3 protein-coding genes are annotated in these 17,208 nt (G+C 74.7%); 1 reads left to right on the top strand and 2 read right to left on the bottom strand.

Annotation, left to right across the window (positions count from 1 at the left end):
- Nucleotides 1–89 precede the first annotated feature (89 nt).
- On the top strand, nucleotides 90–1,880 hold the full coding sequence (locus ACX6XY_RS08955; protein WP_460328140.1) for an ABC transporter ATP-binding protein: 1,791 nt from the start codon (nucleotides 90–92) through the stop codon (nucleotides 1,878–1,880).
- Between the two features lie 677 nt (nucleotides 1,881–2,557).
- Here ACX6XY_RS08955 and ACX6XY_RS08960 read toward each other — a convergent pair.
- Together ACX6XY_RS08960 and ACX6XY_RS08965 are read right to left on the bottom strand one after the other, a co-directional pair.
- On the bottom strand, nucleotides 2,558–2,767 hold the full coding sequence (locus ACX6XY_RS08960) for an MbtH family protein (protein WP_460328069.1): 210 nt from the start codon (nucleotides 2,765–2,767) through the stop codon (nucleotides 2,558–2,560).
- Nucleotides 2,764–17,172, bottom strand: a complete 14,409-nt coding sequence (locus ACX6XY_RS08965) for an amino acid adenylation domain-containing protein (RefSeq protein ID WP_460328071.1) — start codon at nucleotides 17,170–17,172, stop codon at nucleotides 2,764–2,766. Before ACX6XY_RS08965 ends, ACX6XY_RS08960 begins: the two co-directional genes overlap by 4 nt.
- Nucleotides 17,173–17,208: the final 36 nt, after the last annotated feature.

The following is a 17,208-nucleotide window of genomic DNA, read 5'->3' on the forward strand; positions in this document are numbered from 1 at the left end:
CCCCCGCAGAGCAGCCGACCCCCGCGGGACAGCCGACCGCCGCCGGACAGCCGACCGCCGCCGGACAGCCGATCGACGAAGGACAGCCGATGAGCGCAGCCAGCACGCCCGACCGCGCACTTCTGCCGATCGCCACCGGCGCCCAGACCCTCGCCGTCATCCGCTCCCTGCTGCGCGGCCACCGCCTGCTCGCGGCGTCCGCGGTGACCGTACTGGTCATCGGGACGGGCATCGGCCTGCTCACCGCCCCGCTGCTCGGCCGCATCGTCGACCTGGTCGTCGAACAGCGCGGCGCCGGCGCGCTGACCCTGCCGATGGTGCTGCTGCTCGCCGTGGCCGTGGGGCGGGGCATCGCGACCGCGATCGGCAGCTCGCTGGTCGCCCGGCTCGGCGAGACCATGCTCGCGAGCGTGCGGGAACGGTTCATCGAGCGGGCGCTGCGGCTGCCGCTGGAACGCGTCGAGCAGGCCGGTTCGGGCGATCTGACCTCGCGCGTGACCAGCGATGTGACCGTGGTGACCAAGGCTGTGCGCCAAGCCCTGCCGGAGTTCAGCCGCTCCATGCTCACCATCGCCCTGACGCTGGTCGGCCTGGCCGTGCTCGACTGGCGCTTCCTGCTCGCCGTGCTGGTGTCCGTACCGGTCCATGTGCTCACCGTGCGGTGGTACCTGCCGCGCGCGGCCCCCGTGTACGCCGCGCACCGGGTGGCGACCGGCGCCCTGCAGCACCAGCTCCTGGACAGCGTGGGCGGGGTGCGGACCGTACGCGCCTTCCGCCTGAACGGGCGTCACGCGGACCTGCTCGAACGGCGCTCGCACGACGCCGTCGAGCTGGCGCTGCGCGGCATCCGGCTGGTGACGGGGTTCTTCTCACGGCTCAACATCGCCGAGTTCCTCGGCCTGGCCGCGGTGCTGGTCACCGGCTTCGCGCTGGTCGACAACGGGTCGGTGAGCATCGGCACGGCGACCGCCGCCGCGCTGTACTTCCACAGCCTGTTCAACCCCATCAACGCGGCGCTGTTCCTCATCGACGAGGCGCAGTCGGCCGGGGCGAGCCTGGCCCGCCTGGTCGGCGTGTCGAACCTGCCCCCCGAGGACGAGCCCGCCCGGCCCGCCGCGCCGGTGGACGGGTCGGTCAAGGTGACCGCGCTGAGCCACGCGTACGTGTCAGGCCATCAGGTGCTGAGCGAGGTCGACCTGGAGGTGCGCAGCGGGGAGCGGGTCGCCCTGGTCGGCGCGAGCGGGGCCGGTAAGACCACCCTGGCGAAGCTGATCGCCGGTATCCACCAGCCGACCTCGGGGGCGGTGCTGCTCGGCGGAGTGGACGCGCGCGAGCTCGGCCCGGACGGGGTCCGCAAGGCCGTGGCGCTGATCAACCAGGAGGCCCATGTGTTCGCCGGGCCGCTCGCGGACGACCTGCGCCTGGCGCGCCCCGAGGCCACCGACGACCAGCTGCGCGCCGCGCTGGCCCGAGTCGACGCGCTGTCCTGGGCCGAGGCGCTGCCGGACGGCATCCATACGGTGGTCGGCGAGGGCGGGCACCGGCTCACCGTCGCGCAGGCGCAGCATCTGGCCCTGGCCCGGCTGGTGCTGGCCGACCCGCCGGTGGCGATCCTGGACGAGGCGACCGCCGACGCGGGCAGCGCGGGGGCGCGCACGCTGGAAGCGGCGGCGGCGCGGGCGATGAAGGGACGTACGGGGCTGCTGGTGGCGCATCGGCTGCCGCAGGCGGCCGCCGCGGACCGGGTCGTGGTCCTCGACGACGGGCGGGTCGTCGAGAACGGTACGCATGAGGAGCTGGTGGCGGCGGGCGGGCACTACGCGGCGCTGTGGTCGGCGTGGTCGGACAGCCGCCGTGCGCCGCGGGAGCCGGTCGCCTGAGCCCTGGGCTCCGCCCCGCTCTGCCCCGCCGCTGTTCTCGCGCCGAAGGCCCCGTTTCTCGGGGGCCTTCGGTCTTTTCGGGGGGCGTGTCGGGCGACGCCGGGTGGGGTGGGGGTACGCGCCAGAGAGTCGTCCCCCACCCCGCCCCTTCCCGAAAGGCCTCGCCGGCCAGGCTCAAAGATGGCCTCAAACGCCGGCCGGGCTGAAGTTCGCCAGGGCCCCGCCGAGCGGGCTCAAGGACTGGCCGCAGACACTGGGCGAGCTGGGGTTCGGCTGCCTTGCGGGGCGGGCTGGAGGTCGGCAAAGCCCCGCCGGGCGGGGCCAAGGACCGGCCTCAAGCACCAGCCGGGCTGGGGCTTCGCAAGGCCCCGCCGGGGGCTTAAAAGGGTTGGGCGGGCGCGGGCACCAGCCGGGCTGGAGCTCGGCAGGGCCCCGCCGGGCGGGCTGGAGGGTCGGCCGCAAGCATCAGCCGGGCTGGAGGTCGGCAAAGCCCCGCCGGGCGGGGCCAAAGGCTGGGCGCAAACGCCGGGCGGGGTGGGGTTTGGCGCGGCCTTGCCGGGTGGGGTGGAGGGGTGGCGTGGGTGCTGGGTGGGGTGGTCAGGGGGCTGTGACGCGGTTCGCCGCCAGCGCCGGGCGGGGCCGGTGCAGGCGGCGAGCGGGTGGGTCTGGGCGGCGGGTCAGGCCTGTGCGGCTGTGAGGCTGGCGGGGCGGAGGTCGGTCCAGTGGGACTCGACGTAGGCCACGCACGCCTCGCGCGAGTCCGCGCCGAAGGCGGTGCGCCAGCCCGCGGGCACGTCGGCGAAGGCGGGCCACAGCGAGTGCTGGTTCTCGTCGTTGACCAGGACCAGGTAGCTGGCCTGCGGGTCCTCGAACGGGTTGGTGGTCATGCGTCGCTCCTTGCGGACTTCGTGGTGGTGTGCGTGGTGTGCGTGGTCTTCGTGGACAGTTCGGAGAGCGGCTGCTCGGGGGCGGCCGCCGCGTGGCGCAGCAGGCTGAGGAGTTCGTCGGCCAGCTGCTCGGCCTTGGCCCGGCCGAGCAGCCGAGCCGCGTAGATCAGCGCGCAGTGCACCGGGCCGTCGCCCTGCGGCTCGTGGAAGCTGAGCGTCAGCTCCGCCTTCGTCGAGCCGGTCGGTACGACATCCAACTGGCCCATGCCGCCCTCGAGTTCCGCGAGCTGCGCCTGCTCGTGGTGGATCACCATGACCTGGGGTCCGGTGAACGGCAGGCCGGTGGCGCGGACGACGTCGTCGAACGGCACGTCCTGCCGGTCCAGCGCGCTGAGGGTGGTCTCGCGCACGCGGGTCAGCAGTTCGGCGAAGCTCGGGTCGCCCGCGGTGTCGGTGCGCAGCACGACGGTGTTGAAGAAGCAGCCGACGAGATCGGCCAGTTGGTCGTCGGGGCGTCCGGCGACCATGGTGCCGATCGGCAGGTCGGTGCCCGCGCCGTGCGCGGTGAGCACCGCCGAGAGCGCCGAGTGCAGGACCATGAACATGCTGGTGCCGGTCGCCTGGGCGAGCCGGTCCACGTCGGCGTGCAGCCGCTCGTCGAGTACGAAGCCGACGTGGTCGGCGTGGGGCGGCTCGGGCTCGGCGGGGCGCGGCCGGTCCGTCGGCAGCGCGAGTGCGCCCGGCAGATCCTTCAGGGTCCGCTGCCAGTACGCCAGTTGGCGGCCGCCGATGCTCTCGGGGTCGGCCGGGTCGCCCAGTACCTCATAGGCCCACCGGGTGTAGTCGGCGTAACTGACCGGCAGCGGCGTCCAGTCGGGTTCCCGCTGGTCGACGCGGGCCGCGTAGGCGGTGGTGAGGTCGCGGAACAGCGGGACCACGGACCATTCGTCGACCGCGAGGTAGTGCAGCGTCAGCAGCACCGCCTGGCCGCCGTCCGCGCCGGTCAGCAACCGGGCGCGCACCGGCGGTTCGCCGGTGAGATCCGGGTGCTGGGCGGCGAGCTCGGCGAGCCGGGCCTCCAGGCCGGCGCAGGACAGGAGTTCCAGGGTCGGCGGCTCGGTGCGGTGCTGGTACACCACGCCGTCCCGCTCGGCGAACACCGTGCGCAGCGGCGCGTGCCGGGCCGCCACGTCGCCCAGCGCGGCCGTGAGCGCGTCGGCGTCCAGGCCGCCGCCGGGTGCGCGCAGGACCAGCGCGTGGTCGAACGCGGCGTGCCGGCGGTAGGAGGACCACTGCCAGCGCTGTACGGGGGCCAGCGGCAGCGCGGCCTCGTCCCCGGCGGCTCCGGCGTCCCCGGCGTCCCGGTCGGCCGGGCGCAGCGCGGGCCGGGCGGCGTCGGCCGTGTCCAGCTTGGCGGCGAGACCGGCGACGGTCAGCGCGTCGAAGACGTCCCGGATGCTCAGTTCGGCGCCGAAGACGGTGCGGATCCGGCCGAGCAGCCGCATCGCGGCCATCGAATGGCCGCCCAGCGCGAAGAAGTTGTCGTGGACGCCCACGGCGTCCAGCTTCAGGATCTCCGCGAACAGCCCGGCGAGCCTGGCCTGGGTCTCGGTGGCCGGGCGGGCCTCGCCGGTGAGCTGGGACCAGTCCACCGGCGGCAGCGCCCTGCGGTCGAGCTTTCCGTTGGGGGTCAGCGGCAGCGGGCCGTCCAGGGGCACCACCAGGGCGGGCACCATGTACTCGGGCAGCAGCCCGGCGACGTGCGCGCGCAGCTCCTGCGGACCGCTCGCGGCCGTGGCCGTCTCCGCTGCCTCCCGCGGGGCGGACTCGGCGGCGGTATAGGCCACCAGGCGCACGATGTCGCCGGTACGGTCCGGGACCACGGCGGCCTGGCTGACCGCGGGGTGGCCGGTGAGCGCCGCCTCGATCTCGCCGAGCTCGATCCTGAAGCCGCGGATCTTCACCTGGTTGTCGACCCGGCCCAGGAAGTCGAGGGTGCCGTCACGCCGCCAGCGGGCGCGGTCGCCGGTGCGGTACATCCGGCTGCCGGGTCCGCCGTACGGGTCGGCGACGAACCGTTCCGCCGTCAGCCCCGGCCTGCCGAGATAGCCGCGGGCGAGTCCGCGTCCGGCCACGTACAGCTCGCCCGCCACGCCCGGCGGAACCGGGCGCAGGTGCGCGTCGAGCACATAGCAGACGGTGTTCGGGTCGGGGCGGCCGATCGGCACCCGGCCGGCGGGGCGGCCGCCCGCCTCGCGGGCGGGCCAGAGGGTGGAGTTCACCGTGGCCTCGGTCAGTCCGTACGCGGCGATCAGGTCGGCCCTGGCGCCGAAGCGGTCGAACAGGTCCGGCGGCACGGTCTCGGTGCCGACCAGGACCGTCGAGCCCTCGGGCAGTTCGCAGCCCGCGGGCAGCGCCGACACCAGGGACGGCGGCAGGATCATATGGCTGATCCGGTGGTCGGCCAGGAAGTCGGTGAGCGCGGGACCGGCGACCCGTGCCTCGTCGGAGATGAGGACCAGGCGGCCGCCGTGGCACAGCGCCATGGACAGCTCGAACACGAAGACGTCGAAGCCGATCGACGCGAACTGCAGGACCCTGCTGTCGTGCTGGAGGCCCATCCGGTCGACCGCGGTGGCGACCAGGCTGGCGATGCCCTCGTGCGGGACGATCACGCCCTTGGGGCGGCCGGTCGACCCGGAGGTGTAGATCACGTACGCGGCCTGGTCCAGGGCCGTCGGCGCGGTGTCCGGTGCGGTCTCGGGGAGCCGGGCGAGTTCGGCCGCGGTGTCGGGGGCGTCGAGCAGCACCACGGGGGCGCCCGCCACGGCGGGGAGCTTCCCGGCCACCGGCTCGGTGCCGACGACCAGGGCGGCCCCGGAGTCCTCGATCATGTACGTGAGCCGGTCGGCGGGGTGGGCCAGGTCGAGCGGCAGGAACGCGGCGCCCAGCTTGAGCGCGGCGAGCACCGTCGCGACCATGTCGGCCGAGCGGGGCACGGCCACGCCGACCACGCTCTCGGCGCGCACGCCGCGCGCGGCCAGCAGCCGGGCGATCCGGTTGGCCCTGGCGTCCAGCTGCGCGTAGCTCACGGACCGGGACGCGGATTCCACGACGGCGACCGCGTCGGGGCGTTCGGCGAGCCGCCGCGCGAACAGGCCGGGCAGCGTGTCCTCGTCGACCGTGCGGGCGGTGGCGTTGAAGTCGTCCAGGACCAGACGGCGCTCGGGGGCCGACAGGACCGCCGCTTCGGACAGCGGCGCTCCGGGGGCGGCGACCACCGCCGCGACCAGGCGGCGCAGGCGCTCGCCGAGCCGCTCCGCGGTGTCCTGGTCGAACAGTTCGGCGGCGAACTCCAGGCGGCAGCCGAGGCTGCCCGCGTCCCCGTCGGCCGTGGTGTGCTCGGTGAAGCTGAACACCAGGTCGAACTTGGCGGACTTGATCTGGAACGGCACGTACTCCACGCCGAGGCCCGGCAGGCGCAGCTCCTCGTCGGTGCGGTTGTGGTAGCCGACCATCACCTGGAACAGCGGGTTGCGGGCGAGTGACCGCGTCGGGTTGAGCTGCTCGACGACGGACTCGAACGGCACGTCCGCGTGCGAGAACGCGGCCAGGTCGGTGTCCCGGACCCGGTCGAGCAGCTCGGTGAAGCTGGGGTCGCCGCTCAGGTCGGTGCGCAGCACGAGCGTGTTGACGAAGAAGCCGACCAGGTCGTCGAGCGCTTCGTCGCCGCGTCCGGCGATGGGCGAGCCGAGCGGGATGTCCGTTCCGCCGCCCATGCGGTGCAGCAGGGCGGCGACGGCCGCGTGCACGACCATGAACATGCTGACGCCGCTGTCCTTGGCGAGCCGCTTGAGTCCCCGGTAGTCGGCGGAGTCGAACTCGACGGCGAGTTCGGCGCCGGTGAAGGACGGGCGCGCGGGCCGCGGCCGGTCGGCCGGCAGCTCGATCTCCTCCGGCGCGCCCGCCAGGGTCTGCTGCCAGTAGGCGAGTTGCCGGGCGGCCAGGCTCCGCGGGTCGGCCGGGTCGCCGAGCAGCCGCTGCTGCCACAGCGCGTAGTCGGCGTACTGGACGGGCAGCGGCTCCCAGTCGGGCGCCGCACCGGAGCGGCGGGCGTCGTAGGCCGTGGCCAGGTCGCGCAGGAACGGCCGGTCGGACCACTCGTCGGTGGTGATGTGGTGCAGCAGCGTGACGGCGATGTGCTCGTCCGGCGCGACCTCGATGAGGGTGGCGCGCAGCGGCAGTTCGGCGCTGAGGTCGAACGGGCGGTTGACGGTCGCTTCGACGATACCGGCGACCTCGTCCTCGGCGGCCCGCAGGCACTCCACCACGGGCTGCGCCTGGCCGGCGGGCAGGACCCGCTGGAAGGCCTGTCCTTCGCGCTCGGCGAAGACCGTCCGCAGCGCCTCGTGGCGGGCCGTCACATCGGCCAGCGCGGCCCGCCAGGCGTCCGTGTCGAGCCTGCCGCGCAGCCGCATGACCAGCGGGAAGTTGTACGCGGCCGAGGTGCACTCGATCTGCTGGACGACCCACAGGCGCTGCTGGGCGTGGGACAGCGGCAGCTCGGCCGGGCGGTCGCCCGCGGTGAGCGCCGGGCGGTCGGCGGTGGGCGAGCCGGTCGCGCGCTCCACCAGTTCGGCGACGGTCGGCGCCTCGAACAGGTCCCGGATCGCCAGTTCGGCGCTGAGCGCGGTGCGGGCCCGGCTGATCAGCTTGGTGGCCAGCAGCGAGTGGCCGCCGAGGTCGAAGAAGTCGCTGTCGATGCCGACGCCGCCCTCGGGCAGTCCGAGTACTTCGGCGAACAGCGCGCAGAGGGTCTCCTCCTGCGGCGTACGGGGCGGACGGCTGGCGGAAGGACCGGCGAGGTCCGGGGCGGGCAGGGCCCGCACGTCGAGCTTGCCGTTGACGGTCAGCGGCAGGGCGGGGACCGGGACCAGCGCGGCCGGGACCATGTAGTCGGGCAGGCTGGCCTTCAGGTGCTCGCGCAGCGACTGGACGAGCCCGTCGCGGTCGCCCTGGTCCGCCGCCTCGGTCTCGGTGACGACGTAGCCGACGAGTCGCTTCGTCCCGCCGGTGTTCGCGACCACGACCGCCGCGTGGGCCACGTCGGGGTGCGCGGTCAACGCCGTGGAGATCTCGCCCAGTTCGACCCGGTAGCCGCGGATCTTGACCTGGTCGTCGGTGCGGCCGAGGAAGTCGATCAGGCCGTCCGGGCGCTGCCGTACGAGGTCGCCGGTGCGGTACATCCGCTCGCCCGGCGCGCCGAACGGGTCGGCGACGAACCGCTCGGCGGTGAGGCCGGGCCGGTCGTGGTAGCCGCGGGCCAGGCCGGTACCGGCGATGTACAGCTCGCCGGGGCTGCCCTGCGGGACCGGGCGCAGCATCGTGTCGAGCACGTACGCCCTGGTGTTGCGGATCGGCATGCCGACGGTCGGGGTCGGGCTGTCCGTGGTCGAGCCGCCGAGTGTGTTGATGGTGTACTCGGTGGGCCCGTACAGGTTGTAGCCGTAGGTGCCCTCGGTGCGGCGCAGCCGCGTCCACACCGCGTCGGACACCGCCTCGCCGCCGAGCAGCACCAGCGCGGGCCGGTGCCGTCCGGCCTGCTCGTCGTGGTCGAGCAGGCCCTCCTCGATGAGCAGTTGGGCGTAGGTGGGCGTCACGTTGACCACGTCGACGCGGTGGGCGTCGCAGTAGGCGACCAGGGCCTCGGCGTCGCGGCGCAGTTCCTCGTCGCAGATGTGCACCTCGTGGCCCTCGACGAGCCAGAGCAGTTCTTCCCAGGACATGTCGAAGGCGAAGGACACGGTGTGCGCGATGCGCAGCCGTCGTCCGCCCGCCGACGCGATCGCCGGGTCGAAGATCTCCCGCTGGTGGTTGAGCTGCATGTTCGTCAGGCCCCGGTAGGGCGTGACGACGCCCTTGGGCCGTCCCGTCGAGCCCGAGGTGTAGATGACGTACGCGGGGTGTTCGAGGCGGCCGGGCAGGCCGTGCGCGAACGCGGGCCGTTCGGCGTCGGTGACCTCGCCGGACGGCAGGTCGGCGAGCCGGGCGGCGACGGCCTGGTCGTCGAGCAGGACCTCGGCTGCCAGGGGGCCGGTGGGGCCGTGCAGGGTCGGGGCGACGGCGGTGGTGGACAGCAGGCACAGCGGCCCGGTGTCCTCGACCATCATGCGCAGCCGGTCGGCGGGGTGGTCCAGGTCCAGCGGCAGGTACGCGGCGCCGGTGCGCAGCACGGCGAACAGCGCCACCACCATCTCGATGGAGCGCGGCAGCGCCAGCGCGACGACCTTCTCGGGGCCCGCGCCGCGGGCGATGAGCAGCCGGGCCAGCCGGTTGATCCGGGCGTCCAGTTCGGCGTAGGTGAGGGTGTTCTCGCCGAAGACCAGGGCCGTGGTGTCCGGGGTGCGGGCCGTCTGGGCGGCGAGCAGGTCGGCGATGGTCTCGTCGGTCACCGGGTGCCGGGTGTCGGCCCATGCGGCGGCCAGCGCGGCGCGCTCGGCGGGCAGCAGCAGGTCGACGCCGCTGGCGGCGCCGGTCCCGGCGTCCAGCGCGTCGGCCAGGCGTTCCAGGACGGTGGTGAACCGGGTGAGGACGGTCGTCGCGGCCTCGGCGTCGAACAGGTCGGGGCGTGCCGCCAGGGTCACCCGCAGGCTGGCCTCGGGGGTGACGATGAGGGTGAGCGGGAAGTGGGTGCCGTCGACGTTGGTCACGTCGACGATGCCGTGCCGCTGCCGCAGCGCGGCGGCCCGGTCCTCGCCGTCGGCGGAGCGGAGCACGAACAGCGTGTCGAACAGGCGGCGGTGGCCGGTCTCCTGCTGGAGCGCGCCGAGTCCCACGTGCTCGTACGGCATGACGGCGGCGCGCTCGGACTGCATGCGCCGCAGCAGGTCCTGGAGCGGCTCGCCGGGCGCGAAGGCGATCCGGGTCGGCACCGTGTTGAGGAACATGCCGATGACGCCGGCCGCGTTCGGGATGTCGGTGGGCCGTCCGGCCACGGCCGTGCCGAAGGCGACGTCGTCGCGGCCGACCACGGCCGACAGGACCAGGCCCCAGGCGGCGTTCAGCACCGTGTTGAGGGTGAGTCCGCGGCCGCGGGCGAGGTTCCGCAGGCGGTCGCTGGTCTCCTTGGGGAGTACCGCGTCGAAGTCGGTGGGGATGACCGGGTCGCCGTCGCGGCCGGTCGGCGCGACCAGGGTCGGCTCGTCGAAGCCGGAGAGCGCGTCCCGCCAGGCCGTCAGGGCGGCCGCGCTGTCCTGCTGGTCGAGCCAGGCCAGGTAGTCGCGGTAGGACCCGGCGGGTGTGAGCCCGGTGGCGTCGCCGGACCGCTCGTACAGCGTGAACAGCTCCTCCAGGAACAGCCAGGCGGACCAGCCGTCCCACAGGATGAGATGGTGGGTGACGACGAGCCGGTCCGTGCCGTCCGGCAGGCGGATCAGCAGCAGGCGGCACAGCGGCGGCGCGGCGAGGTCGAAGCGCTGCTGGCGGTCGGCCGCGAGGAGCGCGTCGACGCGTGCCTGCTGCTGTTCGACGGGTACGTCGGTGAGGTCGGCTTCGGTGAGCGGGATCTCCAGGCCGTCCACGATGAACTGCACGGGGCCCGGCAGGCCGTCGCTGGTGAACCCGGCGCGCAGGCCGGTGTTGCGTTCGAGGAGGGTCCGGCAGGCGGCCCGCAGGCGGTCGGCGTCGACCCGGCGGTCCAGGTGCAGGGTCTCCTGGGACAGGTAGACGTCCAGGGCCCCGGAGTCCGCGCCGACGTCGTAGCTGGCGTGGAAGTACATGCCTTCCTGGAGCGGCGACAGCGGCCAGATGTCGGCGACCGGCAGTCCGGCGACGGCCGCGACGCGGTCGGTGTCCTCGGGTGAGAGTTCCAGGCCGCCCAGGGGCCCCGCGGGTTCCTGGGGCTGTTCGGGTTCCTGGGGCTGTTCGGGGGCGCCGGACGCGGCGACCAGCTGGTCGAGCAGGGCCCGCAGGGCGGGGTCGACGGTGTCGCCGGACTGCTGGGCCAGCATGGCCTGGAGCGCGGCGGCGGCCTGCCCGGCGTCCGCGGCGGCCACCGTCACGTCCTGCGCCGTGTCCTGGGGCGCGGCCGGGGTGGCGGCGGGTGCGGCGGGCTCGGGCTCCGGCTCGCTCCCGGCGACGGCGGCGAGCGCGGCCGGGGTGCGGGCCTCGAAGACGTCGCGGGTGCTGATCGTCAGTCCTCTCTCACGGACCTGGGTGGCGACGGCGATGGACGTGAGGCTGTCCCCGCCCAGAACGAAGAAGTCGTCGTCCGCGCCGACTTCGGGCAGGCCGAGCACGGCGGCGAACACCTCGCAGAAGGCGCGCTCGCGGTCGTCTCGCGGCGCGCGTGAGCCGGCCGTGGCCGCCGTGGCGGGCGCGGGCAGGGCGTTCTGGTCGAGCTTGCCGCTGGGGGTGAGCGGCAGCGCGTCGATGACCACGACGGCGCTGGGCACCAGGGGCGCGGGCAGCGCGTCGCTCAGCGCCGTGCGCAGGGTGTCGGCGGCGACGGCCGCGTCGGTGGCGGCCGCGTCCTGGGTGGGCACGGCGTAGCCGACGAGTGCGCCGTCGCGTACGGTCACGGCCGCGCTGGCGACGCCCGGCTGGGCGGCGAGCGCCGCCTCGATCTCGCCGAGTTCGATGCGGTTGCCGCGGATCTTGACCTGCCGGTCGGTGCGTCCGAGGTACTCGATCGCCCCGTCCGCGCGCCGCCGTACCAGGTCTCCGGTGCGGTACATCCGCTCCCCCGGCGCGCCGTACGGGTCGGCCACGAACCGTTCGGCGGTCAGGGCGGTCCTGCCGTGGTAGCCGCGGGCCAGCTGGACCCCGGCCAGATACAGCTCGCCGGGCACGCCGTCGGGTACCTGCCGCAGGAAGGGGTCCAGGACGTGCAGCCGGGTGTTCCACACCGCGTGGCCGATCGGCACGGCGAGCTCGGCGCCGCCCTCGTAGGGGAACCAGGTGACGTCCACGGCCGCCTCGGTCGGCCCGTACAGGTTGTGCAGCGGGACGGGGCCCTGGGCGCGGCGCGCGGTGAGCTCCTGCCAGCGCCGGGCCGCGTCGCCGGTGAGCGCCTCGCCGCTGGCGAAGACGCGGCGCAGGCTGGCCGCCCAGTCGGGCCCGTCCGCGCGTGCCTCCATGGCCTGGACGAACGCGGCCAGCATCGAGGGGACGAAGTGCAGGGTCGTGACGCGTTCGGCGCGGATCAGCTCGGCCAGGTAGGCGGGGTCCCGGTGGCCGTCGGGCCGGGCGAGTACCACCGTGGCCCCTTCCAGCAGGGCCCAGAAGAACTCCCACACCGACACGTCGAAGCTGGACGGGGTCTTCTGCAGGACGCGGTCGTCGGCGGCGAGGGTGTACTGGCCCTGCATCCAGGCGAGCCGGTTGGCGATCGCCCGGTGGGTGACGACGACGCCCTTGGGGCGGCCGGTGGAGCCGGAGGTGTAGATCAGGTAGGCGGGGTGGTCGGCGTCGGCGGGGACGGCCGGCGGGTCCGTGTCCGCGTTAGCGGGCTCGGCCCCGGTGACCTGGCCGGCGGCGTCGAGTACCAGCCGCTCCAGGCCGTCGGCGTCGGGCAGCCGCCCGGCGACGGAGGGGACGGTCACGACGGTGCGCGCCCCGGAGTCGGCGAGCATGTACGCCACCCGGTCGGCCGGGTAGTCCGGGTCCAGGGGCAGATACGCGGCCCCCGACTTGAGTACGCCGAGCAGCGCGACCATCAGTTCGGCCGAGCGCGGCACGGCGACCGCGACGAACCGCTCGGGGCCCGCGCCCAGGGCCCGCAGCCGCCGGGCGAGCAGCTCGGCGCGCCGGTCGAGTTCCGCGTACGACAGGGTGACGCCGTCGAAGACCACGGCCGGGGCCTGCGGGGTGCGGGCCGCCTGCGCGGCGAACCGGGAGGCCAGTGTGGCGTCCGGGACGGGGTGTGCGGTGGCGTTGAGCGCGGTGAGGCGCTCGTGTTCACGCGGGGACAGCAGGTCGAGCTGGGCGAGAAGGCGGTCGGGGTCGGTCACCACGGTCCGCAGCAGCGTCTCGAAGCGGCTGGCGAGCGCGGCGACCGCGTCCTGGTCGACGCGCGCGGCGTCGTGCTTGAAGCGGAAGGCGAGGGCCTCGCCGGGGTGGACGATGAGCGCCAGCGGGTAGTGCACGGCGTCGAACACCTCGACGCCGGTGACGTGCGGCGCGTCCGGGTCCGGCTGGGCAGTCTGGTCGTCGGCCGGGTAGTTCTCGAACACCACGAGGGTGTCGAAGAGTTCGCCGCCTCCGGTGAGCCGCTGGATGTCCGCGAGGCCGAGGTGCTGGTGGTCCAGGAGCCCGGCCTGCTCGTCCTGTACGCGTCGCAGCAGCGCGGTGAGCGAGTCGTCGGGCCGGGTCCGCACCCGTGCGGGCACGGTGTTGATGAACAGGCCCACGGCGGAGTCCAGGCCGTCGACCTCGGTGGTGCGGCCGGACACGGTGCTGCCGAACACCACGTCCGAGCCGCCGGTGAGTCCGCCGAGCAGCAGGCCCCACACGCCGTGCAGCACGGAGCTGAGGGTGAGGCCGTGGGTGCGGGCGTAGGCGGTCAGGTCCGCGGTGAGGCCTTCGGGCAGGGTGACGTCGAGGTGCTCGGGGCGGGCGGCCGCTGCGGCGTTGTCGGCGGCGGATCCCAGCAGCCGGGTGGGCTCCTCCAGGCCGGCGAGGGCCTCGCGCCAGGCCTCGCGGGCGGCGTCGCGGTCCCGGTCCGCCAGCCAGGTCAGGTACGCGTGCGGGGCGGGCGGGGGCGGCAGCTGCGCGCCCCGGTAGGCGGCGAGGAGTTCGCGCCGCAGCACGGTCACCGACCAGCCGTCGGCGATGATGTGATGCAGGGTCAGGAGCAGCCGGGAGCGCTGGCCGTCGCGGATCAGCGTGGCCCGCAGCAGCGGCGGCCGGGCGAGGTCGAAGCGCTCGGCCCGGTCGGCGCGCAGCAGTTCGGCGAGTGCGGTGTGCGCGGTGTCGGCCTCCCGCCACGGCAGGGTGACGTCGTCGGCCAGCCGCTGGACCACCCGGCCGTCCGCGAGCTGCCGGAACGAGGCGCGCAGCAGCGGGTGCCGGTCGAGCAGCGTCTGCAGCGCGCCGCGCAGCCTGGCGGCGTCGACCGGCCCGGAGAGGTCGAGGATCTCCTGGACCAGGTACAGGTCGGCGGCCTGCTCGTCGTACTGCGCGTGGAAGAAGAAGCCCTCCTGGAGCGGGGAGACCGGCAGCGCGGTCTCGTCCAGCACCGTGGCGGCGGGCGCGTCGGCCGGGTCCGCCGCCGGGACGGAGTCCGCCGCCGCGGCGAGCGCCGCGACGGTGCGGCGGCGGAACACCTCGCGGGGCGTGAGCCTGAGTCCGGCCTCGCGGGCGCGGTTGACCAGCTGGATCGCGACGATGCTGTCGCCGCCGAGCTCGAAGAAGCTGTCGTGGACGCCGACCGCTGGCAGGCCGAGCACCTCGGCGAACAGCCCCGCGAGCACGGTCTCCTCGGGCGTGGTCGGCGGGGCGTCGCCGGCCGCCTGGGTCCATTCGGGCTCGGGGAGCGCGCGGGTGTCGAGCTTGCCGTTGGGGGTCAGCGGCAGGGGGCCGTCCAGGGTGACGACGGCCGACGGCGTCATGTAGTCGGGCAGCGCGGCCGCTACGTCGGTGCGCGCCGCGGCCACGGCGGTGGCGGTGTCGGCGCCGTCCTCGCCCACCAGGTAGGCGACGAGGCGCTTGGCGGCGCGGTGGTCCTCGCGTACCAGGACGGCCGCCTGGGCGATGCCCGGACAGGCCATGAACGCGCTCTCGATCTCGCCGGGTTCGATGCGGTGGCCGCGGATCTTGAGCTGGCCGTCCGCGCGGCCGAGGAACTCCAGGTTGCCGTCCGCCCGCCAGCGGACGCGGTCGCCGGTCCGGTACATCCGGTCCCCGGCCGCGCCGAACGGGTCGGCGACGAACCGCTCGGAGGTCAGCCCCGGACGGCCGAGGTAGCCGCGGGCCAGGCCGCGCCCGGCGACGTACAGCTCGCCCTCGACGCCGGCGCCGACCGGGCTCAGCGCGGAGTCCAGGACGTAGGCGCGGGTGTTGGGGTCGGGGCGGCCGATCGGCACCGGGCCCTGCCAGTCGGCGGCCGCGGGCCACAGCGTCGAGTTGACGGTGGCCTCGGTCAGGCCGTAGGCGACGACGACGCGCAGGCGTGTGGCCCAGCGGGCGATGAGTTCGTTCGGGACCGCTTCGGTGCCTACGACGAGGACCGCGCCCTCGGGCAGTTCGCAGTCCTGCGGCAGCGCCGCGACCAGCGACGGCGGCAGGATCATATGGGTGGCCCGGTGCTCCGCGACGTAGTCGGTGAGGGCGGATCCGGCGACCCGGCGTTCGGTGGGGACCATGATGACGGTGCCGCCCACGCACAGCGACATGACCAGGTCCCAGACCGTCACGTCGAAGCCGACGGAGGCGAACTGCACGACGCGGCTGGCGGCGTCGACGCCGATCCGGTCGGTGGCCGTGGCGATGAGGCTGCCGACGCCGTCGTGGGTGACCACGACGCCCTTGGGGCGGCCGGTGGAGCCCGAGGTGTAGATGACGTACGCGGCCTGGTCGAGGGCGACCGGCACGCCCGGCGCGGCGGCGTCGGCGGAGGCGAGTTCGGCGGCGGTGGCCGCGTCGTCGAGCAGGATGTGCGCGACTCCCGGCAGTTCCGGGAGCGCGGCGGCGAGTTCGCCGGTGGTGACGACGGCCTGGGCGTCCGCGTCGGACAGCATGTAGGCGATACGGTCCTGCGGGTGGTCGGCGTCCAGCGGCAGATAGGCCGCTCCCGCCTTCATCACCGCCAGCAGGGCGACGACCAGTTCGGGCGAGCGCGGCACGGCGACCGCGACGACGTCCTCGCGGCGCACGCCCCGCGCGATCAGCACGCGGGCCAGCCGGTTGGCGGCGGCGTCGAGTTCCGCGTACGACAGCTCCCGGTCCTCGCAGATGAGCGCGACGGCGTCCGGTGCGTGCCGGGCCCGCTGCTCGAAGGCGGCGGGCCAGGACACCTCGGGGACCTCGCGGGGCGCGGACCCGAAGTCCCTGAGCAGGGTCTCCCGTTCGGCGTCGGATATCAGGGCGAGCCGTGCGAGGGGCTGGTCGGGGGCGGTGATCAGCGCGTCGAGGAGCAGCAGGAAGCGCCGCTCGTGGTCGGCGAGGGTGCGCGCGTCGCACACGTCGGCGTCGGCGTCGAAGTCGACGCGCAGGGTTTCGCCGTCGCGCGGTTCGGTGAAGGTGACGGCCAGGTCGCTGACCGGGCCGAGCCACAGCGGCTGGAAGTCGGCCTGGTGGTCGTCGAAGCGCAGATCCGCGGCGCGCGGCAGGACGTTGACGGTCGGCCCGACCAGTTCCGGCACGCCGTCGACCAGGCCGAGGTCCTTGGCCAGGTCCTCGGCGCGGTAGCGGCTGTGCGCGACGGCGCCGGCGATCGCCTCGTCGACCGCCGTCACGAGCTCGGCGGCGGTCATGTCGGCGCGGACGGCGACGCGCAGCGGCAGCACGTTGGAGGCCATGCCGGGTACGGCGCGGGCCGCGGCGTCCAGGCGCGCGGTGACCGGCAGGCCGAGTACGAGGTCCCGTGCGCCGGTGACCCGGTGCAGGTAGGCGGCGACGGCGGCGACCAGGATCCGGGACGGGCGGGCGCCCGCGGCGCGCGCGGCCGCGCGCAGCCGGGCGGTGTCCGGCTGCGGGAGCCGTGCCGTGCGGCGTATCCGCCGGGTCATCGGCGTGTCGGGGCGCTCGACCAGGCGGACGGGTTCGGGGCGGCCGGCCATCCGGTCCAGCCAGTAGGCGCGGTCGGCGGTCCGCTGGGCGGAGTCGCGGTAGGCCTGGTCGGCGCCGGTCAGGCGGGACAGGGCCCAGTCGGGTGCGGGGGCGTCCTCGCCCGCGGTGTAGAGCTCACCGGCCCGGCGGGAGATCATCGCGACGCCCGCGCCGTCGATCGCGATGTGGTGGTAACGCTGGTACCACAGGACGCGGTCGGCGCCGACGCGGAGCAGCGCCTGGGCGAACAGGGGTCCTTCGGCGAGGTCGACGGGCCGGGTGCGGTCGGCCTCCATCCAGTCGGCGGCGGCGGTGTCGGGGTCCGGCTCGCCGCGCAGGTCGATCACGGGGACGGGGACGGGTCCGGTGGGCGGCGCGGGCGTCTGGTGTGCCCCGCCGCCGTGGGGGGTGACGCGTATGTGCAGGCACTCCGCTTCCTCGACCGCCCGCCGCACGGCGGCGGCGAGGCGGTCGAGGTCGGTGTCGCCTCGCAGTTCCAGGGAGAACGCCACGTGGTAGACCGAGCTGTCGGGCTCGATCTGCTGGGCCAGCCAGATGCCGGTTTGCGCACCGGTCACGGGGGTCCCGGTGATGGGTGTCCCGATCGCGGTTGTCCGGTCGGACTCGGCCTCACGCATGGTCGGATCGCCTTCCCTGGTCGTACGTCAGCGGTG

It is taken from the genome of Streptomyces sp. O3 (assembly GCF_054788135.1).

Excerpts from the sequence above, each read along its gene's own strand:
- ACX6XY_RS08955 (WP_460328140.1), top strand. The coding sequence starts at position 90 with ATGAGCGCAGCCAGCACGCCCGACCGCGCACTTCTGCCGATCGCCACC.
- ACX6XY_RS08960 (WP_460328069.1), bottom strand. The coding sequence starts at position 2,767 with ATGACCACCAACCCGTTCGAGGACCCGCAGGCCAGCTACCTGGTCCTG.
- ACX6XY_RS08965 (WP_460328071.1), bottom strand. The coding sequence starts at position 17,172 with ATGCGTGAGGCCGAGTCCGACCGGACAACCGCGATCGGGACACCCATC.